A 24,772-nucleotide genomic window follows, 5' to 3' on the forward strand; every position below is an offset into this window, starting at 1 on the left:
GCAGGCGCTGGGTGGGCCACGATGACCTTCCCCGCCCTGCGTGAAGAAAGAGCGGCTCAAGGGCGGTAGGAGTGGCCGCGGCCTGTGACGGGATCGATCTGCACCGTGTAGTAGTTGGCAGGCGCGGTGGCCAGATCCTGCTTGTAGTTTTTGACGCCGACCAGGGTGAGGTAGGCGGTTCGCAGCGGGATCTTCAGACTGGTGGATCCATCAGGATAAAAAACGACGCGATAAAAAGTGGCGCCCAGTTTTTTAAACGGCTCCTGCGCCGCCAGCCCCGTGTTGATGGGTTGAACGTTGGTGGAGAACATGGGGGAGAGCGCGCCTTCCAGCAGCACCACGCGGCCCTCGCTCCAGTAAACCGGCGGCTCCAGCGGCGTGGCCACGTTTGAGGCGGCATCGTACGAAACGAGCTGGATGGCATGGCAGGCTTTGATCTCGTCCTGATTGTAATAGAAGAAATCCAGACCGATCGGGCGGTTCTCGGAGGAGGCCCGCTGCTGCGCCTGGGAGATCTTTTGCATGAGCGTGTCCCCTGCGGACGAGAGGCTGGCGGATTGAATGACCGAGAACGTGTAGGGCGCGGCCACAGCGAAGAGCATGGTCACGATGGCGACGACGACGATCATCTCCACCAGACTGAAGGCGCGAGAGCCAAAAGCCGGGGAATGCAGGTGAAACGCGCCAGTGAAGGAAGAGGTGGTGGAATGGCTGGTTTTCATCGAAGGAGGCCCCATTTGGAATTGCGCATGCTGATGGTGTTGGAAAAAACCTGATAGTTGAGCTGCTCGGCGCGGAGCCTCGCCTCGAGGGCCTTGAGGTCCTTCTGCCGGTTGTCACACAGTGAGAAAGCTCCTTCGGGAACAAGCTGCGGCATCGCGTCCGGATATTTTTCCGCGAGCTTGCGTGCGGACGCTTCGTCGATGGCCACCATCGTCACCTCCACACGCGGCGGCAGCATGTGCTGGGTGCCCTGTGGATTGTCATTGCTGGTAAAAATCAGCTCGGTGGAGTCGAAGGCATACTTCGGCGCGATCCACCAGGGAGTGGTCTTTTTCAGCGCCGCGTCATCCGTCGTCACCTGCGGCGAAATGATCAAGGCAATGATGTTCTCGGCAATGGGACGCGTGTCCGCCGGGGTGGCCGCGGTCTCGCTCGTGGTGATCACGTTGGCTGGCGCCTTGATGAACCACTGGCCGGGCTTGTCCGAATAAATGGTGTTCTCCTCCGCCGTGGGCCGGTATTCCCACAGCCTAAAGCGGGAGCTCTGCGCCGTCACATGCTTGGGCCGGAAGGCGTCATTGCCGCTGAACATCACGAAGTAGCCGCGCCCGCACAGCAGCCGGTTGAGCGCCTCGTAGCCTGTGCGATCACTCAGCCCCAGCCGCGCCTGGAAGAACATGCCATGGGTGACGAGAGAGGACGCCTGCGCACCCGGCAGCAGTGTGGCCACCGGGCCGGTGATGAACTGCAGCTCCGACTGGCGGATATACTTGGTGGGCACCTGCGTCTTTGAGGTGGGAATGGTGGGCGTGTCGCTGCTGTTGTACTGGTAGGCCTGGTAGGTGTTGAGAATGGCCTGCCGCAAATTTTCATTGATGCTTTCGAAGGCCGTTCGGGCTTCGCGAAACTGCTCCACCCGCGTGACGCCGCGTTTCCACGCGCGCTGAGTCTGATTGAGCACCTGCACGGAAACCAGCAGGATCATGGAGAGGATGGCCATGGAGAGGGCCACCTCCACGAGGCTGAAGCCCCGCCGGCGATGTCTGTCACATGAATGATTCATAGGTGTGGGTTTTGAAGCGGTGTTTCCAGATCAGTTGGCCATTTTGGCGATGTAGGAATAGGACGAGGTGATGCGCATGGGAGATGCGCTGTTGAAATTGAAGGAGGGATCGTTGGAGGTGGCCACGCAGATCCTGACCCGCCGCACGTAAGTTTCCGGCGTGCCGGAGCTGGAGCCCCCGCCGCTGGTGCCGGAGGGCAGCACCACATCCAGCGGCTTCTGCGGCACATACACAGACGCCACGAAAGCCAGGGAAGACGCCATGTCTTCCGGCGTGGTGTCCGCGCTCGTCATCTCACGGCCTTCATTGGTAAAGAAGCGCAGCGGGCCATAACCCGTCCACGTGATGCGGTCCCACGCAATGGACTGCATGTCTCCGTTAAGCTTCTGAATGATCCTGGAGCCGACGGACATCTCGGCGGAGTTGCGAGCCATGGTGATGCTTTGCGGCAGCAGCCCCAGCAGCGTGACAAACCCCAGGGCGGCGATGGCAACGGCGATCGTGACTTCCACGAGGGAGAAAGCACCCGGATGGCGTGGCAGGCGCCGATGACGGCGCAGGATGGTGTGCGAGGTATTCATAGATAGAGAAAAGCGGGCTCGAGGTTCAGGGATTGAAGCGCTTTTGCGAGAGGACGCGGAAGCGGTGCAAGGCATCCAGGGACATTTTCGACAGCGGATTGCCAGTGGCGTAGTCAAGGTTTTTGGAAGCGTCCAAAGCAGGGTCATTGAAGTCGAGGTAGCGCTCGATGACGGCCGACCCGCGGTATTCCGAGCCGGTGGTGTCCACTCCAGTCACGAACTTCGCGGGATCCGAAGAACGCTTCTTCCGCAGGGTCTGAATGCGCATGTGCACCTGGAAGGTGTTGGAGCGCGTGGTCAGGCGCGGATACATGTTGGTGTAGGGCCGTTCTTTGAGATTGTCCGCGGTCAGCGCGTGGTTTTCCCAGAAGGTGAGGATGCTGTTGGCCCCGGTTTTGAGCAGGGTGTTGACGCTCGTGGGCCAGGTGGTGGGCACGAGTGTGTCGGAGCTGTTCGCAGGCTTGGGGAGAAGATACATCTCGCAGATCTGCGCGGGAGAGATGAAGGCAAAGCCGGAGCTGAAGCGCTCATCGAAGAGTTTCAGCGTCGCCTCGGTGTCGATCTGCCGGTGCCAGTATTTGCCGCCCTGGGCGCTGGAGTCGTCCTTCCAGAACCAGGACTCCGTCTGGTTGGAAGGAGCTCCGGATGGACGGCGCAGGTAATCCGGCGCATCCTTGGTGCCGACGGCAGTGAGAACCTCGCTTTTCATCACAGCAGCCAGGCCGGTGGCGCGGCGGATGTGGCGGAAGGGCGCCATCTGGTAGTTCATGTTGATCTTTCCTGCCGTGGAACCCGGCTGGCTGATGACGTAGGGCTCGACCACGGGCATCCAGAAGAAATCCATGAAGAGATAATCGGGCGGGTCCATGCCCTGGATGGCCAGTCCGTTTTTGCCATAGCCTTTGAGCATGCGCGGCGCGCCGATGTGGAACTGCTGCCCCTGTTTGGCGCTCCAGGTCTGCGGGCGGAAGAGCAGCGTACGCCACGGCTCGCGCCGCTGGCCTCCGGAGCCTCCCGAATTGTGCACGCCGGTGGGCAGGGAGCCGAACATACCAGGAGATGCCACCTGGCGGTTGGGAGAGAAGTAGGTGGAGCCGCCCATCCACGTCGTCCACGAATTGGAGAAGTAGGGCACCAGCTGCTGCCCCGTGGTGGAGGTGACGCTGTAGGTGTTCCCCTCGTCCGGCTTGTTGATGTAGGCGCCATCCGTCTGATTGGCGATGCCGCGGTCAAAGTCCCCATATTTCTGCAGGCCCGCGCCGGTGGCGGCGGTGTAGGGGTGGTCCGGAAGGAAGGAGGCGTTGTAGTTGGCATCCTTTACCAGACGCCAGCCCTTCTTGTCCTCTCCTGTGTCGAGGCCCGGCCCCTCGCTCCAGTTCAGCAGCACGATGTTGTGCGCGAGGCGCTGAATGCCGTAGAGCCGGTGCTGCTCAAACTCCGTGGCAGGCACCACATACTGGCCCATGGTCAGGCGCGGATCGCCATGCCGCAGCACGAGAGACTGCACCGTGTCCTCATTGACGGAGAGGTTGCCGCGGTTGTGAAAGTTCGAGGCATAGCTGCCAATCTCATTGCCGATGTAGCGGAATCTTCCGCCCATGCGCGTGGAGGGCACGGCCGCCACCTTGGTGATCTTGCCGGTGCGGTCACGCCCAAGGGCGCCGTCTGAATGGAAGGCCCACCAGTAGGGTGCCGGCACAGGCTCGTAGATATGCCAGGTGCCGTCGGCGTTCTGACTCCAGCGGGTGTCCTCGCTTTTCTGCACCAGCAGCGGGGAGGGAAAATGCGCCGCAGGAAAGGTGAAATTAAAAGTCTGCAGCAGCTTCGGAGTGCTCTCGTTGCTGAAGATCTTCACCACGACATTGCCGCCGCCAAACGGGATGGTGCCGGCATCGCCTCCCGGAATGTCGATGAAGTCGCTCACCAGGTTGTACTGGTTGCAGTTCTGCAGCGCCCCGGCGCGGCTGGAGTAGTAGGTGTAGTTGACGCCGCCGTTGTAGGGAGACTGGCTGTTGTCTGACGGGATGTTCGTGTCCGGGTAAAGGATGCTGCCGGAGGTGTAGCCGTTCACTCCTTTGGCCACGGCGGGCAGCTTGCGCTCCTGCAAAAAGGCGCGGTAGGACGTGGTGCCTCCACGCTGATACACGCCATTGGCGCTGCTCATGTGCTTGAAGGGACGGATGAGCGTTTTTCCTCCGTTGACTGGAAACATTTTTTTGCCGCCGACGGTCAGGGCGCTGGCATCCACCTCGATGCAGAGGTCCGGATTGATCAGGGTCCATCCTGCGGAAGGAGAGAACCACTCCAGCAGAAAGGTGGCCTGCACGCGTTTCACGCCAGGATCCAGCGGAGTGTCAGTGTCCAGCGTCCAGTTCCAGTTCATGGGATTGTAGCCCGGGTGGTTGGGTTGGTCGCCATCAACACCTTCAAGCTGGTGCGTGAGCGGGTACTTTGTCTTGTAGAAACCTTTCTTGGGATCCTGGTTGGCCGCGCTGAGGGGAGGGAAATTGGAGTACCAGAAGTTTGAATTGTCCCAGTCCAGCACGGTGGCGCTTCCAGGGCCTTTCCAGGTGGGCGGCACGTAGCCGTTCGGCGCGGGTCCGCTGGCCTTGAGCTTGACCGCGTTCACCCCGCCCGGCACGGCACCTTTGGGACCCGCATCGCCCTGGGCGCAGGCGATGAACTGGAGGCCCGCCTCGCTGATGGTCAGGAAGCGCCCCATGCCGCGATAGACCTCATCCTTCCCCTTTGGCAGCACCGTGGGCGTGACCTGGCCATGACCTGGAAAACTGCTGCCCGTGGAGTTGCGCATGGGAGTGAAGGTCCCCGCCGCCATGCCGGCGGAGGTGGCCGTGGTCCGCGCATCTGGCAGACCAGTGATCGACGGATTCAGGCCCATGTTTCGCTCTGCGATGGTGTCATCATACAGATTGGTGCAGCGGATGTAGTCAAAGAGCTCCACCAGGATTTGCTCACGGTTGTCGCCATACTTGGTCGCGAAGGAGGCGTTCGCATCGCCAAAGCCCGGGATCGGCTGGTCCGTGAGCGCCATGAGGTAGTCAAAGAGCTGCTTGTTCCGTGTGATGCCGGAAAGCTCCGTCTCGCTGGTGCTATCCTGCCGTGTGAAGAAATAATCTTTCCCGGCGATCTGGGAGCAGTTCACAATCGTGTTGTCAAAGGCGGTGCGGAAGCGTGTGGAGTTCGTGCGGTTGACCGGCCACATGCTGATCTTTGGCAGGCCGAAGGGGTTGGTCTCGGCCGACCTGCTGCGTGTGGTCAGAAATGAACGCAGGCGCTCCAGCACTTCGTAGTTCTGCAGCCCTGACCAGATCTGGTTCACGCCAAGATCAATCTCGCTGCGCTGGCCGTCTTTCTGCGCGTTGGAGCGGAGCAGAAATTCATCCACGCTGGGAAAGAGGCGCTCCGCCAGCGCGGCTTGCACGGCCTGAAAGTTGGTGGGGGAGAAATCCTGGTTTGGCGGCACCAAAACGGAACCCGCCTTCGAGCCTCCCGGGAGAATCTTAGGCATGAGATCGTAGATGGCCTCCTTGTAGGTCAGCGCCTTGCTGAACGCGGAGGAGTCGGACAGCCGCGGGTTCATGTTTTGTCCTGGGAAGAGAACCGTGCTCATGCACACCGTCGCCGGATGCCCGGGATAACGCTGGTATTCATACATCATCGGCTGGTACCGCGCCCATTCACCATCGCGCTCATGGAAGAGGCGGGGAGTGTCCCAGGGGGTGCCCTCGCCGGCGGTGTTGATGTTGATCTTGGTGGACTCATCATCGGTCCAGAAGGCCACGCGCGAAATCATGGGATTGTCCCGCGTGGGCGTCTCTCCGTTCGGGCCGGCAAACTTGCCGGTGTTGTCGAGGTAGCCCAGCGTACCGTCCTTCAGCATGTAAAGCCACTCCACCGGCATGGGCAGGCGCTGCTTGTCTTCGTTCCCGCCGCTGGTGGGAGCCACCACTCCATCGAGAGTCTGGCCCGAAGCGCCGTTGGCAAAGGTGGAGTAGCTAAAGCCCTCCACGGAGCGGCTGGCCGTCTGAGAGTAGGCCCTGGGATCGATGATGGGAAAAAAGAGACGCGGAGCTCCGGCGGGGTCTGTCGGGTTCGCACGCACCACCGGCTCATTGAGGTCCACATATTGGTCAGGCTTTTTATCCCAGTCAGATGGAGGCGTGTCAGCGGCGATCTCCGTTTCCGTTTTGGCCACCATGGTGCTGTCTGAATAGAGCTTGAGACCACGCAGCAGAGTGCCGTCCTGTTTATACTGGCGGATCATGCCGGGCTGCGAGGACCAGATCTCCGTGCCGGAGTTGCTGGTGTCCTGATGTGTGCCCTGCTGGATCTGGCTGATCGCCAGATTGATCACAGAGTCTGCATGCAGCCGCGTCTGCGCACCATCCACCTGCGCCACGGTGGAATTGTATTCAATGCGTGTGGCGCTGAGCAGCGCGGTGACCAGCACCAGCGTGAGGGCCAGCACGCTCAGCACCGTGATGAGAGCCACCGCACGGCGGCGGCGCCTGCCGCGCAGCAGTTGCAAACTGCGTCCTGTGAGCATGCCTGGTATGGATGATGTATTCATGATGTGTATGCGATGGCAGCACAAAATTGCGCCGCGTTTTTTGATTTCACACATTGTGCCCGACAGCCTCATTTTTGCCTATGGGGCTGCGGTTGCTGCATGAGTGCAGCATCTTCATACCGGGGCACAGGACCTGCTTTCAGTGACCGCTGAAGGATCTGCTTATCCGCCGCGCATAGGGTAAAAACAAAACTGCGGGCGCATTGCTGTGCAATGCGCCCGCAGCCTTTGTCTCAGCCCCAACAACAGCCCGGCTGGCTGGGCAAACACACTTCCAACATTCTAACGCCGACGGCGGCGGCGGCATCCCAGTGCTGCCAGGCCTGCAAGCAGCAGAACTGCGCGCCCTGGCTCTGGCACCACGACGATGATGCCGTAGTTTGCGAACAGGCTCGTGTCATACAGCAGGCCGGAGAGGCCGAGATCCGGCAGTTCCAGATCCCCGATCAAGCCACCCGTGCGGAAATTTCCACCGACGCTGAAGCCATTGCCAGAGACGGATGACCAGTCGATGAGATTGAACACATCCCCCATCGCGGGATGGTAATCCGTGGCGCCATTGCTGGTGAAGGAGATGTGTCCGCCGCTGTTCATCGTGAAGGAACCGGTGACCACCAGGTGATCATGATTTCCACCGCGCTGGGTGTCGAAGAAGGTGGCCTGCGAATTGAGATAGGAGGCAAAATTCCCGGTGGCCATCTGCGTGGTGAAATTTGCCGCGTCATTGTAATCCGCGCCATTCGTCGCGCCCATTTGAAGCGTGAGGCGGTTCACACCGCTGGAGTCACCGGAGAGGAAGACATTTCCATTCACGGTGAAAAGGCCGATGCCGTCGCCGGCGGTGCTGATGCTGCCGGGGTCCGAAGACATGCCAGGCAGCAGGACACCGGCCCCGCCGTCCCTGCCCACGATGAGGGTGCCACCGGCAACGACGGTCCCTGAACCGCTGATGGGGCCGTCAAAGATAAAATCTCCCGTGGAGGTGTTGGTGAAATCAAACGAGGCGCCCGAGTTGATCTCGATCCAGCTGGTGCCGGAGAGCGCGCCTGCTCCAGAGAGAGCCAGTGTGCCCTCCTTGATGGTGGTCTTGCCGGTGTAGGTGTTGTCATTGGTCAGGGTCACCGTACCGGAGCCCTCTTTCGTCACGCTGAGCACATCCCCGGGAGCAGACTCTGAGATGATACCAGTGAATACCACGCCTTTCTCGCCCGTCAGCCCGTCATTCGAAGAAGAGACCAGCGTGAGTTCGCGGATGTTGTCCACACCCGGCAGGAAGGAATGCTGCAGGGTCACATTGCCACTGAAGTAGCTGCTGCCGGTGGTGAAGCTTCCCCCGATGATGGTCCTGCCGGTGCCGTTCGTGTCGTTCACATCGATGTTATTGTTGATCACCATGTCTGCATTGGCGGCGAGAAGAGACACGTTCGCGTTCGGACTATCCTGCAGCCAGTGCACGGGGTCCGTGACCGCGGTGTTCACGCTGTTCACATCGGATGAAGCCTGGAAGAACTGAAGTCCCGCCTGGGTCATGCCGCTGGTGATGGCGATGCTGGAGCCGTACTTCATCTCGCCGGAGGTGTCGAAATCCGCCACCCGCACCAGGTTCATCTGGCCGCAGGAGGCGTCCACGCTCACCACCTGGTACACGCCATTGTATTCAGGATGGTCGCTCTCATTCTTCACCAGGATGCGCTTGCCCACATCCGCGCCGGTGATCGTGACTCCGTCCACCACCGCACGCACATTGAGGAAAGCGCCGCTGCCTGCACCGCTGGCGCCGTTCCCTGCCGGATCATAGCTGCCGATGTTCTTGGTGAGCAGGGAGCTGGTGGTGGCGAGGTAGGCGCTGTTGAGGTCATACCGCGTGTCGCCGAGTTCCACGACGGTGGAAGCGAGCGCGCTGCTGTCGAAAACACTCAGCGTACCAGCGCGGATGACGGTGCCGCCGTCAATGGCTGCCCCCGAGCTGCCGGAAATCCCGTAGCTGTTGGCAGCACGCAGCTCCACCGTGCCATCACCAATTTTCACCACGTTGGTCATGGCTGAGAAGCCACCGTTCGTAATGGCATCACCAAACCTGAAGGTGGAGGAGCCCTCGGCTTCAAAAAACACGTTGGTGGAAACGTCCTGATACAAGGAGACCGTACCGCCGGTGCCAAAGCCATAGGTGCCGCTGGTTTCACGCGTGCCGATGACCGTGATGCCCTCGTCGTTGCCGTCAAAGGTGTTCATGGAGACCGCATTGGTCACTGCCGAGGCCGTGCCAGAGAGGAGAAGCTCCACACGCGCATCGACAGGGTGCGTGCCCACAAACGGCTGCCCAGCGAGGAAGATGCCATTGGTCGGATCGCCAAAGGCCGTGTTGCTGGCGCCGATGAGGGCTCCCTTCAGCACGGAGACATCGCCCGTAAAGGTATTGGCTCCGGACAGGGTTTGCGAACCGCCGCCCACTTTCACCAGCCTGCCGTTGCCGCGGATGACGCCGGCGAAGACAGCGTCCAGTGTGGCATCCCCCCCCACGTTGAAGATGGACTGGTCAATGTTGAGCGCCGCGCCCGAACCACCCGCAAGGGAGCCGATGGTGACCTCAAAGCCGGTGCCGGCCTCCGCCCAGTAGGAGCTGAGGGTGGCGCCGTCGCTGATGATGAAACGCGAGTTAGGCGAGAAGGCATTGTTGGATCCGGCATACAAGGTGCCCTGCTGAATGAGGGTGTTGCCAGTGTAGTTGCTGAAGGAGCCCGCAATCGCGCCGCCGCCGGTGCTGGCGCCAAACACCGTCTCACCGGTGCCGGTCTTCACCACCGTCAGCGCAGCCGTGCCGCCGCCGAAGAGCCCGCTGGCCGTGCCATCGCGCAGGCCCACGCCGACATCCTGATAGGTCGGCCCAGTCTTCGCGCCCGAATCAAAGGTGATCGTGGCAGCGGTGTCAGACGCGTTTTCAATGCCCGCAGTCGTGGCCATGCCCGTGCCGCCGGTGAAGACGAAGTTCTTCGTGAACGTCATGCTGTTTCCACCGAGCTGAAGGGTGCCGTAGTTCCGGAAGGCCAGGATGTTGTTGGAGCCCAGCGCATCCACATTGCCGATCCGCAGCGTGGCATTGCGCCCGGGATTGGCGGTGGTGCCATTGTCTCCGCCGATGGTGAGGAGTCCGCTGTAACTGGAGTTGTCCCCACGCATCCACACCGTGAAGAGCGCGCCGTTCCCCAAAGTGCCGCCGGAGTTGTTTCCGTCGATGTACAAGCTGTTGCTGCCGCTGAGCTTTCCAGTGACGTCATACACCGTCTGCTGCACGTGTCCCACCAGGGCGGCGTCCAGGTTGCTGTTGTCCTCATAGTAGAGGCGCACCAGGCTGCTGGAGCCCGAGCCGAGATTGATGTCATTCGTGAAGTGAATGGTGGTGCTCGCAGGCATGTAGCCGGCGGCGATGCGAACTTCCTGTCGCAGGTTGTCGCGCACGACGATGTCACGGTTGAACGTGAGGTCGATGTTCGCGGAATCGATGCCGGTCGTGTTGTTGCCAAAGAAGCGGTTTTCGATCCGCATCTGAATGGTGGAGGTCTGCGCACCGGTGGGGTCGCCGAAGTAAACCTTGCCCGTGGGATTGAAGATGGCGCCGGAGTTCATCTGCATGCCGACGAAGCCATCCTGGATGTCGAGATTCCCGGTCCATTCATGCAGGGAGGAGTAGAAGCGCAGATTGCCGTCTCCCAGCTTGATGATGTTTCCGGAGCCGATGATGCCACCCTCATTCGCATTGATCAGGAATTCCGAGTTGCCCGTGCCACCGGCGTCCGTGTAGCGGTTCCCCTGGGTCTGGAAGGTGAGGTCTCCAATGACGTTGAGCATTCCCTCCAGCGTAGGCTGGCGCTGGGTGCTGCCGTCAAAGAGGATCTGGTCGCCGGCCTTTTCGCCGATCTGGAACCACTCGCGGAAGCGGACCTGGTTGTCGCGGCTGCCATCCCCTCTTTTCATGGAGAACTCGATGGTGACCTTGTCCTTGAGGATGGTGGCGTCCGCCCATGACTGGGTGGTGCCAAAGACGGCATACTGGTCGTTGTCGTTGCCCTGGCCCTGGATGTCCACGCGCACCGCATGGACTCCGTCGCCGATGATGGTGAGGCCGGTGTAGTTGTTGACGACGCCCAGGAGGTCTTGCGCATTGGTGGCGGCGCTGCGGTTGCCAAACTGCACGGTGCCGGAACCCACGATCTGCAGACCGCCGGCGTTCGGGTTGTTGGTGCCGTAGGCGGTGATGATGTTGTTCGTCTCCGAAGAAATCTGGTTGGAGGTGCCTGCACGAATGACCAGCACGCTGCCTGCGTCCGTCACATTGAGGATGCCGTTGCCGCCGCCAAGCGTGATGTGCTGGGTGAGGTCCGCGCTCTTGGTGCCTACCGCCGCATAATCCAGCGTACCGCCATTGAGGAAGAAGCCCGAGGTGGCGCCGAAGCGCGACAGGTCATCCACGGAGACCATGGCCGAACCGGTGATGTGGGTGGCTCCGGTGTAGTTGCTCGTGCCTCCCAGCACCAGGTGTCCTGTGCCTGTGAAGACCACATTCTCAGCGCCCGTGATGCTGGCATTCAGATTCACGAGGCCGCTGGCGTAATTGTGAATGAGAAGGTCCACGCTGGAGCTGCTTGTCGTGAGCGCCACACCGGAGCTGATCGGCGTTCCCGAAGTGTAGTTGCTGGTGATCAGCAGGCCGCCGTCATTAAGCGTGAGCGTGCCGCTGGCGATCGATCCCGCCACAGAGTTGAAGCGCACGGAGTTCGTTGCGGCCGCGGTCAGTCCTGATCCCACCACATCCGTCTGAACCCCTGCACCGAAGATGTTGTTCGAGTATCCGGTATAGGCGATGACATTGCCCGCGGCATCCGTGGCCGCCCAGTCGGTGGCGTAGGAGGTGCTGGTGCCAAAGGTGGCGTAGGAGCCGATGCGGGCCTTGCTCTTCATTCCGGCATTGGAGAAATTGATGACACCGCCATCCACGGACTGGAAGTGAATGGTGCCTGCCGCCGCGCGAGTGATGGATGCCCCGCCGATGCTGAGCGTTCCCACATTGCCGGCGCCATTGCCCAGCGCCACGAGGGCATTTCCACCCTGGTTGAGCTTCAGGCTGCCAAAGTTTTCCGTGAAGGAAGCCCCGCTGCCGTCCATGACCAGCATGCCGCCCGCAAGCGTGAGGCCCGCACCATTGCCCACGCGACGGTTGAGATTCACATCGTAGCCCGTCAGCGCCAGAATGCCGCCCATCACATTCACTCCTTCCACGCTGCTGTCTCCAGCGCTGGAACCGAGCAGATTCACCCGGCCGCCGCCCTGCTTGGTGATGGAGGTGGTCACCAATGCGCCGCCGTCCACAAAGTTCACCTTCAGATCCACCGTGCCGCCGCTTGCGGCAAACAGACCCAGGTCACGCGTATAAGCCGAAGTGGCCTGAGTGAAGATCACGCTGCCGGCGCCCGTGCCAAAGGTCACGGTGCCATCCGTGTTCACTCCGCCGAGCGTGGTGTTGCCGGTGGTGTTGCCGAGACCGTAGTTGCCATTGCCGCTCGCGTTGTTCGGGTCATGCGTTTCCACTCCGACCTCCCAGGTGCTCAAATTGAAGACAGAGCCGCCGTTCAGCAGGAAGAAGCTCAGATTTGCCGCTCCGGTGCCGTTGCCTGAAAGCACATCCCTGCCGCCCATTTGGAAGCCGATCATCGGATTTGAAGCGTAGCCGTTCACCGTGGCGGCGGCGGCATCCGTGTAGAAGTTGCCCGAGCCGCTGTAGTAAAGGCTGCCGCGAATGAGGCGGATGCGCCCCGCGGCGTCATACTGCTGGCCGAGCTGGACCGCCGACTCGTCATTGGTGGCCGTCACCTCCATGCGGAGCACCTGGCTCTGATTGTAGATGTCGACGGGACCGGTGAGCGCGCCTGCCACATTGTCACGGATCTGGCCGGTGAGATAGAGAAGGCCGAAGGCTCCCGTGTAGGTGCTGAACATGCGCGAGTCCGTCAGCGCACCGCTGCCGATGGTGGTGCTACCCCCGTAGATGTTCCCCTCGATGGTGCCAAGACCGGTGGTGTTGTTGAACACGCGCGGCACATAGCTGCGCGCATAGGCGGTGGCTCCGGCGGAGTCCACATTGTCCACGATCACATTGCCGGCCCAGACTGAATTGTTTTCAATCTGCAGCGCAGTGTTGCCACCGGAGATCTTGCCAATGTAGAGATCCGCACCCGAAATGCGAGCACCAAGGCCGATGGCAAAGCCGCCTGCACCGTTGACATTGACCTGCGTGCTGGCACCCAGGGCCTGGTCATGCCGGGCATAAAGGGTGCCCTGGTTCACATTGGTGAGCCCCGTGTAGTAGTTCACAGCATCCAGGAACAGGGAGGCGCCGCCCGTCTTCGTGAGGCCATTGGCGTTCACGATGCTGGAGTTCATGTAAAAGTAGTTGTTGTCGCCGTCGGTGGCCTTGTAGGCGTTGATGGCGTCCGTGGTGTTGTAGTGGGCCCAGAGACCGCCAATGTAGAAGCTGGCCTCCATGCCGTTGAAGTCCGTGGAGCCGCCGTTGAGAGAACTGCGGATGTCCAGGTTGAGGTTCGCATTGTAGGCCGCGCCATTCATGTTCTGCACTCCCAGGTTGGACATCTGGATCATGCCGGAATTGATCTTGAGCGTGCCGCCGTCCGCGATCATGAGGGAGGTCCAGTTACCGCCGCCATTGGTCGCGGAAACATACGATTCCGAAGCAAAGGTCAGGGAGTTGACGGCCATGTTGATGCCGCCCGGCAGCGTGCAGTCCGCGGCCACGGAGCCGAGGGTAAGGATGGAGTTTTGACGGCTGGTGAACTCCCCTGAGCCGAGGCTGTCACTGGTGACACCGACGATTTTGAGATTTTGATCGGCGCTGATATTTTGATCTTCCAGAAGGATGCTGGTGGTCAGCGCGGTGGAGGGATTCGCCACCACCTTGTATTCCGAATCCAGCAGCGGGCGCAAGAAGTGCTCTCCGGCGCTGTTGGTCACGGCGGTCACGAGGCGTGTGGCCACATAGTCTTCATTGAAGATGTTGCCGGTGCCTGCGGCATTGTACCAGTTGGGCCGGACGCCGCCATAAAAGCCGGGAAGCACTGCGGCGTTGCCATTGCTGCCGTCGCCCGTGCCTATGAGAACCGGCAGCACATCCACCTGCACCACAGCGAGGTTGGCATTGGCGTTGGAAGGCACGCTGGCATTGAAGCCTGCGCCAGCGAAGTCGAGCCCGGAATCAAGGAGGCGGAGCTGCACGCTGGTGCCAGGACTGCGCACGATTTCATTGAAATGCCAGCCGATGTACTCGCCCTTCAGCACGGGCGCGCCTCCAGCGAGGGTGGCACCCATGTCAAACTCAATGCCCAGCTGCCCTCCAAGCACTGTGGCGGTGCCAAGTTTTTCGATGCCTGAGTACACGCCTCCGGTGGACTCCATGCGGATGCGCACATAGCCGTCAGTGAAGAGGGGCATGTCATCGCCGAGGCGGCTGCGAGTTTCGTCCGAGGTGGTGCTGTCCCCATTCAGGCCCAGGAAGCTGTTGCGCTCCAGGGTCATGCTGCCCATGCCCAGCACGCGCCCGGCGTCATACACACGGGTGGTGCCGGACGCGGCGATGTAGTCGCCGGTGAAGTTCGCCGCGTTCGAGTAGAAGCGGAATTCGCCATTGCCGATTTTGATGATGTCTCCGGAGCCGTAGGTTTCTCCACCGCCGCTGTTGAGGTAGATGTTGCTGCCGTTGCGCAGATTGAAGACCGCGTCGCTTAGGATGTTGATCTGGCCGCGCAGGTAGTACGAACGCACCGTGCCGGTACCGCTGACGGCCTGGAAGGTGCCGCCGCCCTGGTAGCCCCGTCCATCCAGTGTCAGCCATTCATAGAAGCCCACATCCGCGTTGGTCACGTTCATGAGCAGCGTGCCGTTCGGGCCGATGTAGGTGCTGTCCGCCCAGCCGCCATAGGTTCCCAGCGCATTGGATGCGGAGGAGGCAAGCCCGGCGATCTTGAGGGTGCCGTTGTTGATCATCGTCAGCGAGTTGTAGCCGTTGTACATGTTTTCGCGTGCCGTGTTGTCAGGTGCGCCGGTGAGCACCAATGTGCCGCCGCCTTCCACCGTGAGCCCGCCGATCAAAGGACGGGTGAGATCGATGGGAGTATCATCCGTCGGAGGATCAGTGACGTCGCTGGTGATGTACCCGTTGATGGTGAGCGATGTGCCTGCGGCGACGTTGAAGGTGGCGCCACTGGCACCAATGAAAAGGGTGCGCGCGCCATTCAGAGTGATGTTGTCCGTCACCGCCAGGGTGCCGCCATCGATGTGGAGGTTTCCGCTGTCCAGAATGGCCCAGAGCCCGGCGTTGTTGGTGCCGGCTGCATTGGTGCTCACGTACACTCCGCTGGTATAGCCTGAGCCGCCACTGGTCAGCGATGTGGAAGTAATGTTCTGGGTGCTGTTGGAGGAGTATTTTCCAGCCGCGCCGGAGCCTGCGCCGCCGCCCAGGAAATACAGCGTTGCATTGCTCTGGCTCACTCCCGTGTTGGTGCCGTTATACTCACGCACAAGACGTGTGATGGACCCGCTGATGGCGCCCAGCGCCGACTCGCTGGAAATCTGCAGCGTGCCACCATTGATGTAGGTGTCCCCGGTGTAGCTGTTGTTTCCCGCGAGCACCGTGGTGCCCGCACCGCCAGTCACGAGGTTCACCACGCCCGCGCCGCTGTTGGTGATGGCTGCGGATACCGTGGTGATGCCCGTTCCGTAATTGTGCAGCAGGATGTCCCCTGCCCCGTTGCGTGTGAGAACGCCGTTGCTGATGTTCACCGCACCGCCTGCAGCATGACTGACGAGGATGCCGCCATTCTCCACGGTCAGCGTGTTCCCGCCGAGATCGAGATCTGCTGCCGCACCAAATTTGATGGAGTTTGTAGCCGTCGGTCCGCTGAGCGTGGCGGAGCTTGTGACCAGGGTGTTGTTCCCGCTGGCAAAGGTCGCATCGTAGGCGGTGAATGCCTTCACACCGGTGGCCCCTTCACGCGCGGCCCAGTCCGTGACCTGACCGAGCGCATTGCCATACACAGCCCAGTAACCCAGGCGTGCGCCATCCGTGGTCGTAAGGCCGGGGGCGGAGAGATTGATCACACCGCCACCGCTTTCGATGAAGGCCATGGTGACACCCGAGGCGGGATTCAGCGCGACGGAGGAATCGATGTTCACCGTGGCGCTGCCGATCGCCGCAAGGCGGGAGCCGCCCGAGTTCAAAGTCAGATCACTGAAATTCTCCTGCGCAGCGCCTGCGGTGGCATCCACAATGAGATAGCCGCCGCTGAGAGTCAGTTTTGCGCCATTGCCCACACGGCGTCCGGCATTCACATCATATCCGGTGAAGACAAGGGTGCCACCCAGCATGTTCAGCTCTTCCACGGTGCTGTCTCCTGCGGAGGATCCCAAAAGGCGCACGGTGCCCGCGCCCACCTTGGTGATCGAGGAGTTCACCAGATTCCCGCCATCGAGGAAATTCACCCGCATGTCCACGGTGCCGCCGCGTGCGACATACAGGTTCAGATTGCGGTCATAGAGCGTGGTGCCCTGGGTGAAGCGGATGCTTCCCGTGCCGGTGCCAAAAGTGATGGTGCCGCTGATGTTTTCACCACCGATGCTGGTATTGCCCGTGGTGTTGCCCAGGCCGTAGTTTCCATTGCCCAGGCTGTTGTTCGGGTCGGAGGTGTCCACTCCCACATTCCAGCTGGAAAGATTGAAGGCGGTGCCCGCATTGTGCAGGAAAAAGCTCACGTCCGAGGATCCCGTGCCGTCTCCGGAAATGATGGAGCGTCCGCCCATCTGGAAACCCGAGAAATCATTGTCCGGATTCTGCGCCAATGCGGCCGCATCCGTGTAGAAGTTGCCGGCGCCCATGTAGCGCAGCACACCGCGCACAATGCTGATCCGCCCGGCCGAGTCATACTGCTGATAGAGGTGCACATTGGCCGTGTCCGTGCTCGCAGCCACTTCCATCCGCAGCACATCATTGTAGGTGTCACCCGCGGCGAGATTGATCGCGCCAGTGGCCTTGTCCCGGATCTGACCCATGAAATCCAGCGTGGTCAAGGAGGCAGCCGTGAGCGTGCTGAAGATCCGGGCGGTGGCCTGGGAACCGGTGGCCACAGCCGTGTCACCGCCGTAGATGTTTCCGTCGACCGTGAACACCGTGTTGGAAGTTCCCGCCAGGATGCGCGGCACAAAGTTCCGCGTGTAGCCTCCAGCGCTTCCCGTGGAGTCCACGTTGTCGATGATGATGTTGCCACCCCATTCGGCGGCATCGCCTTCTCCATAGACCGCATAGTTGCTCGCGTTCATCGGGCCGACGTAAATGTCCACGCCCTTGACGAAGGAGTTGTAGCCCAGGACAAGCCCGCCTCCGCCGGTCACATTCAGCCTCGTGCTCTGGCCCAGCGCCTGATCATGGCGCACATAGAGCAGGCCGTAGTTCACGGTGGTGTCTCCGCTGTAGTAGTTCGCCGCTTCCAGCGTCACGCTGGAGGCGCCCGTCTTCGTCATGCCATTGCCGCCGGTGTTGTAGATGCTGCTGCGGATGATGGCCGTGGTGTTGTCACCGTCGGTGTTCGCGTAGGCGCTGTTGCCGGAGATGTTGTACTGCGCCCACTCGCTGCCAGCATAAATAATGGCTTCCTTGCCGTTGAAGTCGAGATTCCCGCCGATGATGTAATTGTTGATGTCGAGATTCACACCTGTGTTCGAGGAATTGCCCAGACGGTCCATCGTCCCGATGTTGGCAAACATGAGCACACCGGAGTTGATCTTCAGTGTGCCGCCCTGCGTCATCATGAGGTTCACGTTGTTGCCGGCGCCGTTCGCGTTGGTCCCCGTGGTGTCGGAAGCAAAGGTGACCGAGTTGGCCTCCAGCGTGGAGTCCAGGGTGAGGATGGAATTGATCCGGGAGGTGAAGCCAGACCCAATGGCATCGGCGGTGATGCCGACGAAACGCAGGTTCTGGTCCGCGCTCGTGCCAGCCGTGGCGAGATCGAGGGGTCCGGCGCTCGCGCTCACGCTTCCCGTGTCGCTGATGATTTTGTAATCCGTCGATCCGGGCGCGTCCGAAAGCGGGCGAAGGTAGTTCACAGCAGCACCGGTGGCAGGATCAATGCCCGCCACGGAAGTCATGAGGTAGCGTGTGGTCCGGTCTTCATCCCAGATGACGCCGGTGGTCGTGTTGAGGAAATTCGCCGGACGAGTGCCGCCGAAGAATCCGGCGATGATCGCGGTGTTGCCATTCGCGCCGTCCCCGGCGCCGATGAGCACCGGCGCATTGTCCACCAGCACCAGCGCACGGTTTGAAAGATCGGTGCTGCCGGTGGAAATGTCCGTGCCCGGGTCAAGATTGCGCACCATCACGGTGGTGCCTTGGTTGCGAACGATGTCGGTAAAGCGCCAGCCGGCGTAGTCTCCCTGCAGCTGCGGAGCTCCGCCCACGATGGTGCCGGACAGGTCATACTCGACGTTGAACACGCCGCTGTTGATCGTTACCGTTCCGACTTTCTCCACGCCGGAGAATACGCCCCCGGTCGCCTCCATGCGTATCTTGGAGTACCCGTTGATCGTCACGTTCAGGCTGTCATTGAGGCGGTCGCGGAATTCATCGATAGTGGTGCTGCCAGCGCCGTAGCCAAAGTAGGTGTTGCGGTCCAGAGTCATGGAGGTCATGCCCTGAACGCTGCCGGCGCCGTACATCCGCGTGTTGCCGCTGCCATTAAGCAGGCGGCCGGTCCAGTCGGGTGCGTTCATGTAGATCTGGAACTCGCCACTGCCCGTGCGGGCGATGTCTCCCGTGCCGTAGAGTGCGCCTCCCTGCTCTCCAAAGCGGATGGTGCTGCCGTTGCTGTTGTTGACGAGCATCGGCGCATCCACATAGATCTGTCCGTTAAGGCGCACGGTGCGCGCGGTGCCGGTGGTGATGATGCTTCCCCGTCCCTGATAGCCACGCCCGCGGAAAGTAATCCATTCGTACAAGGTGGGGTCGGAAGTCGCGGCCAGTTCCAGGGTGCCATTTGCACCGATTATGGTGCCATCAGTCCACGAGCGGTTGGAACCAAGAATGCCCGTGGCTGAAGTCCCTGCGCTGGCAATCTTCAAAGTACCTTCATTGATCCAGGTGATGCCGCCATAGCTGTTCATCATGTTGGAGCGGATCACATTGTCCGGTGCGCCCGTCAGCACCACGGTGCCACCGCCCTGAATCGTGAGGTCGCCGATGTCGGGGTTGCCGTTGATTGCTGGATCATCCGCCACACCGAGGTGATTCGCGGTGAAACCATTGGCCGCATTGATCTGGCTGTATTCGCTGGTGATGTAGCCGTTGATGGTGAGGGTCTTGCCGGCCGTCACATCCAGGGCGGCGCCATTGGCACCCAGGAAGAGAGTGCGCGCGCCATCCAGCGTGACGTCCTGCGTCACCGCGAGTGTGCCGCCATCGATGTGCAGATTGCCACTGTCGAGAATGGCCCACACCCCGGCGGGGTTTTCAGTGGTCCGGGTGCTGTCGTCCAGATTGGCCCACACGCCCGTGGTATAGCCGGAGCCGCCGCTGGTCAGCGAAGTCGCGGTGACGACGGTGCCGTTGGAGTTGAAGGTACCGGTGGCAGCTGTGCCCGGCGCGCTGCCCGTGGTGAATACGATCGGCGCATTCGTCAGGCTGGAGTAGGCCGCGGTGCTGGAGGAGCTGCCGTTGCCGCCATTGTTGACGCGGGACAGAGTGACGATGCTTCCATTGATGGTGCCAAGGTTGCTCTCGCTGGAGATGCTCAGGACGCCGTTGTTAATGTAGATTTCTCCAGTGTTGGTGTTGGCGGCGGTGAGGACGGTGGTGCCCGTTCCACCCAATACGAGGTTCACTTTATTTCCGCCATTGTCCGCCAGCGTCGCGCCAATGGTCAGCACACCTGTGCCATAGTTGTGAATCATGAGGTCATTGGCCGTGCCCGCACCCGTGAGGTCTGCATCAAAACCGCTGGTAAGCACCCCGCCGCTGATGCTGCTGGGGCCGGCATTGGCGGAAGTGATGAGCACCGCGCCGCCTCCGAGCGTCATCGTCTGACCGTCCAGCGTGAGGTTTGCCGGCGCTGTGAAGCGCAGGTTATCCGGCGTGGCCGCAGAGCTGAAGCTGACGTCTCCACCGACGTCCACTGTTTTACCGCTCACGAAATCACTCTCGGTGGCGCCAGTGACATAACCGCTGAAGGCACCGATCGCACCTGCGGTGCCGTTGCTGGCAAAGTCGGTGATCTGCCCCGCGCTGGTGCCATAAGTCGCATAAGGCATGAGGCCGGTGTTGGTAAGACCCGTTCCCTGCAGGGTGATGACGGCTGTGCCAGGTCCACTTTCGATAAAGCTCAAAGTCGCGCCTTCAGCCTTGGAGAATCCAGCCGCGGCAGCGCCAAAGGCGAGCGTGTCTGTGCGGCCTGCACCGGCAATGACGGAGATCGTGGACTCGCCGGCCAGCAGACGGAAGTTGCCGGTGAGACTTTCAGAACGGTTGGCAACGGTGTCGCCGACATAGGTGAGTGAGCCACCACCGAAAAGGGCCTGTGCGGCGGACACACTGAAACGGTTGTTCCCCAGCAGGCTGCCGCTGGTGGAATTTCCCTGCCACACAGCGCTGCCGCCCATGAAGTTCCAGCGCTCCACCGTGGAGGCACCGACTGCGTTGGCATTAAAGACAATCGTTCCCGGCCCTGTGACAGTGGCGATCGAGTTCACGCTCGTTCCGTTGTCCAGCAGGCGTGCATTGATCACCAGCGTGCCGCCCCGTGTCTGCGTGAAGCGCAGGTCGCGGTCTCCACCCTGGTTTTCAAAGATGATGGAGTAATTTGCAGCGCCATCCCTGGAGCCCACGTAAACCGTGCCGCTTTCGTTTTCGCCTCCGAGACTGATCGTGCCATCTCGGTTGTTGTTGTACACATACATTTGGCTGGACCAGTTCAGCACTTGGCCATCACGCGTGAGCATGAGGTGCGCATCATAGGTTCCCGTGCCGGCACCATCCGCTCCCAAGGCCAGACGTGTGAAATAGTCATTGCCCTGGATCAGCGAGTTGGCGCCATCCGTCAGGAAGCCTGTGCCGTCATTTCCCGCAGCGTTTGGATCATACAAAAGGCGGAAATAGCCGCGGTTGAGATCCAGCCGGCCTGTGGCATCCCACTGCTGGAAGACGTTCACATTGCCTTCGTCACTGCCCGTCATCTGGAAACGCAGGGAGTGGTTCGTGTCCAACCGGGTGGCTGAGTCGCCGGTGCGGTAGATGGAGGTGATGGCCGCATTGAGAGGGTCGGTGCCCAGATTGCCGGTCGCCACGTCGCGGAACTGGCCGCGCAGATTCACCGTGTAGTTTTCGCCAAAACTGGTGGTCACAACGGGCGGGTCCGCATACACATCGCTGTCCGTGAAGCTGCGGTTGTTGTCCGTGTAGACATTGCCATAGATGGAAAGGGTGCCGTCGTTGCGGGCGGTAATCGTGTAACTCTGGGACTCCGAACTGCCCGCGGCATCTGCCACGTCCAGAATCACATCTCCACCCCACGTGCTATGGTAGGCGCCCTCCGCGCGGAGCAGCGTGGGAGATCCCTGAAACGTGTTCGTCGCACGCAGATTGATGCCGCTGATGTTCGCGCCGTACTCGATCAAGAATGCCGAGGCCCCGCCAACCTGCACCTCGCGGCCCGCAGCACCGGCCCCCAGGCCCAGCGAATGGCGCACATCCAGCGAGCCCTGGTCGCTGGTGTAAATGTTGCCAGTGAATTTGTTTGAAGTATCCAAGTAAAGCGTTCCCCGGCCGGTGCGCACCAGATCCGTGGCATTGATGATGTGGGAGCGGATGTAGGAGGCATTTCCCACCAGGAAGTCATACCAGTTTGTGGAGTCGCGATCCAGATCATGCCAGCTCGCGCTGGAATTGATCAATGCCGTGCCTCCGTTCATGTCGAGAAAGCCGCCACGGATCACCCCTTCCAGGTTTGCGTTGGTCGACTCAAGGAAGGAGGCAATGTTGATCACACCTGAGTTGATCTTCAAAGTAACGCCCTGGCCAAGGATGATGGTGTCCTTGGTGGAAGTGCCCACGACCTGTGCAGAAGCAGCCGGGTCAAAGGCGATCGTGAGGGAATTGATGGTCGTGTCGGTGATGACATTGCGCGCGGCATAGTTGCTTCGGTCGGCATAATTCTCCACGCCGGTGATGGGTGCAATGTAGCGGTTCACCAGCCAGTTCGTGCCAGCAGCGGGGTTCAGCCCCGTGTCATACTCCGCGGCAGTCAGAGGACGCAGGTACCCGCCGTCCAATGTCATGAGCCCCATGCCGGCGCCCCCCATCATGTAGCTCCCCTGCATCGTTGCCAGCGGTCGTGTGTAAGCCCCGATGGTGGGAGTCTGCAGCGTGGGCAGCACGCCGCCAAACACGCCCACCACAATGTTTTGGGAAGTGGTGCCAGGAGCATTGCCGCCCACCGTGACAAGGCCGGTGGTGTCATGAATCGCAAGCCGGTCATCCGAGACTCCGGTGCCCCAGGTGTGGGCGGGGTTGGTGTCGTAGATCTTGAGCACACCATCGTTGGTGCGCGTAAAGCTCTGCAAGGCACCGTCAAAGCGGCCGCCGGCGCGTGTGTCCAGGTACAGCATGTTGGTGCCGAATCCGGCGACGACATTGCCAAAATTTTCGTGATTGGTCACGGACACGTCTGTCTCCAGCAGGAGATTGCCATCCCGCATGATGATGCTGCCGCTGTCGTTGAGCCGGTTGTCATTGTTTACGCTGGCATACACCGTGTTCGCCGAGTTGTTCAGCAGGGCCAGCGAACCCCAGCGGGTGATGGTGATGGACCCCGCCTGGTTGAAGCCGCCATTGGCACCAGCAAGTGACATGTTGAAATACACGGAGGCCGCCTGGCCGCCATTGCCACGGTCAAAACTGTTGGTGATCCACCGGCCGGTGGACTGCTTGACGAGAATGTCACCATCAAAGGCCCCGTTGCTTCCGGTGATGCGCAGTTCGCGCGACCCGCGCACGGTAAAGCCGGTGCCGTTGTTTCCGGGGCTGGTGTTGTCAATGGATCCCTGGATTTCCATCACGCCGGGATGATCAAACGTTCCCGTGGCCGCATTGTAAACTCCCGAGCCGCCTTGAATGTCAAACAGGTTGCCGCTGCCGTTTGCATCCCGGCCAGGGCCGCCGCCCACGAGATTGATCACCACGCCGGTGCCGAAAATCTGGTCAAAGGTCTGGCCTGCGCCGGTGCTGCCTTCACGGCCCCAGACGCCGTTGTTCAGGTTGACGGTGACGTTGTCAAAGTTGTCCGTGACCTTCACATTGAGCGGGAAGGTGTTGGCGCCGGTCCAGTAGGTGCCGAAGGCCAGGCGCGCGTCGGAGATGGAATTGCCCACGGTGGGACTGGCGGTGCTGTTGACGCCGTAAGGGTCCGAAGTGCGGCTGCCCAGCGTCGGGTCCACGCCGTCATAGGTGTTCTTGTTGTAGGCCACATTGATCGTGAGGCCGTCGAGTTTGTTGCCGTAGGTGGTGCCGCCGATGAGCGCGCCGCCCAGAAGCGCGCCATCGTTTTCAAACTTCAGCTTGCCTTCGTAGATGTTGATCGTGGCGCCGGCGGCGTTTTGAATGTCCGCATTGTGGAAGCGCCATTCGTTGGTGCCTAGCTTGCTCAGCGCGAAGCCGCCGAGATCGAGCACGGGGGCGATCTCCGCAGTGGCCCCGGCGTTCAGGTGGCGCATGAGGGTGGCGGTGCTGTAACCGCCGAGGGTGGCGTCTCCATCGAGCGCGAGGTAGGAGATCACGGAGGTGCCGGCGGTGTTGCGCATGGCGCCGAGTCCGTCCGTGCCGCCGCCGCTGATGCGGAACAGCTCCGTGTCGTCCGACTGCTGGGCGGTATTGATGCCACGAAGATCAATGGTGCCTCCGTTGCGCGCGATGGTTTCATTTCCCAAACCGACCGCGCCCGCGGCGTAGCTGTTCGACTCAAGACGGACCAGGCCGGAGTTTGCCACAAGCTGCCCGAGAAAGGTGTTGTGGTTGTTGAGGATCACCCAGTTCACGCTCGGACTGCCCGGGGAAAGATCATCAAACACCAGCGTCGCTGCGCCATTGGTGCCACCGCTGATGACGCCGCTCAGAGTGATGCCCTGATTGTTTGAGACGTCGAAGATGGAGACATCCAGCTCATTTTTCAGCACGAGCGCGGAAGAGATGGTGTCATTGCCGCCGCCATCCGTTTTGATCAGCGTGGACACACCGCCGGAGGACTCAAAAGTCAGCGTGCCACCCTGAATCGTGTAGCTGTTGTTGCCGGAGGTGTCGCCAATGCTGAGGTCTCCCAGCGTCACCGGCACATCCAGCGTGATCGTGGTCGTGTTGGAGATGTTGATGGTGCTGAAGTTGGCAAACGCATCCACACCGCTCGGGTAGTCCGTTCCGGCATCCAGGTTGCCCCAGTTGGCCGTGGCGCTCCAGTTGCCGCTGGCGTTCTTGGTCCAGTTCCCAATGCTGCTGTGCGTGGCCTGCGCGCTGGCGCTGCTCAAAAGCGCGGAGATGAGAAGAAGTCCGATGAGAAACGCGGCGACAGCTCGCCCTGTCCGCAGGTGTTTCCCTGCCTCAAAAGCTCCCGTGGAAAAGATGTCTCGCGCTGGCAGGTTCGATGACGAAGATAGGATGGTTGGCATGATGGCTGGGGCGGTTTTTAGGGCTGCCGGGAACGGCCCTTTTATTTGCCAGTCAT

At 61.0% G+C, this 24,772-nt stretch carries 5 protein-coding genes; all 5 read right to left on the reverse strand.

Annotated features, from left to right (window positions below):
• Positions 1 to 56 precede the first annotated feature (56 nt).
• Complete coding sequence (vccD, locus tag ACILSO_RS07975; protein WP_395736856.1) at positions 57 to 722, reverse strand: Verru_Chthon cassette protein D; 666 nt, start codon at positions 720 to 722, stop codon at positions 57 to 59.
• Positions 719 to 1,786: a Verru_Chthon cassette protein C gene (gene vccC / locus ACILSO_RS07980; RefSeq protein ID WP_395736857.1), complete on the reverse strand. Its 1,068-nt coding sequence runs from the start codon at positions 1,784 to 1,786 to the stop codon at positions 719 to 721. Before vccC ends, vccD begins: the two co-directional genes overlap by 4 nt.
• Positions 1,787 to 1,816: 30 nt before the next feature.
• A complete protein-coding gene (vccB, locus tag ACILSO_RS07985) occupies positions 1,817 to 2,368 on the reverse strand; it encodes a Verru_Chthon cassette protein B (protein ID WP_395736858.1) in 552 nt (183 codons plus the stop codon).
• Positions 2,369 to 2,393: 25 nt separating this feature from the next.
• On the reverse strand, positions 2,394 to 6,959 hold the full coding sequence (gene vccA / locus ACILSO_RS07990) for a Verru_Chthon cassette protein A (RefSeq protein WP_395736859.1): 4,566 nt from the start codon (positions 6,957 to 6,959) through the stop codon (positions 2,394 to 2,396).
• Positions 6,960 to 7,241: 282 nt separating this feature from the next.
• Positions 7,242 to 24,716: an autotransporter-associated beta strand repeat-containing protein gene (locus ACILSO_RS07995; RefSeq protein ID WP_395736860.1), complete on the reverse strand. Its 17,475-nt coding sequence runs from the start codon at positions 24,714 to 24,716 to the stop codon at positions 7,242 to 7,244.
• Positions 24,717 to 24,772: the final 56 nt, after the last annotated feature.

It is taken from the genome of Prosthecobacter sp., assembly GCF_044226605.1.
Lineage (GTDB): Bacteria > Verrucomicrobiota > Verrucomicrobiia > Verrucomicrobiales > Verrucomicrobiaceae > Prosthecobacter.

Excerpts from the sequence above, each read along its gene's own strand:
- vccD (WP_395736856.1), bottom strand. The coding sequence starts at position 722 with ATGAAAACCAGCCATTCCACCACCTCTTCCTTCACTGGCGCGTTTCAC.
- vccC (WP_395736857.1), bottom strand. The coding sequence starts at position 1,786 with ATGAATCATTCATGTGACAGACATCGCCGGCGGGGCTTCAGCCTCGTG.
- vccB (WP_395736858.1), bottom strand. The coding sequence starts at position 2,368 with ATGAATACCTCGCACACCATCCTGCGCCGTCATCGGCGCCTGCCACGC.
- vccA (WP_395736859.1), bottom strand. The coding sequence starts at position 6,959 with ATGAATACATCATCCATACCAGGCATGCTCACAGGACGCAGTTTGCAA.
- ACILSO_RS07995 (WP_395736860.1), bottom strand. The coding sequence starts at position 24,716 with ATGCCAACCATCCTATCTTCGTCATCGAACCTGCCAGCGCGAGACATC.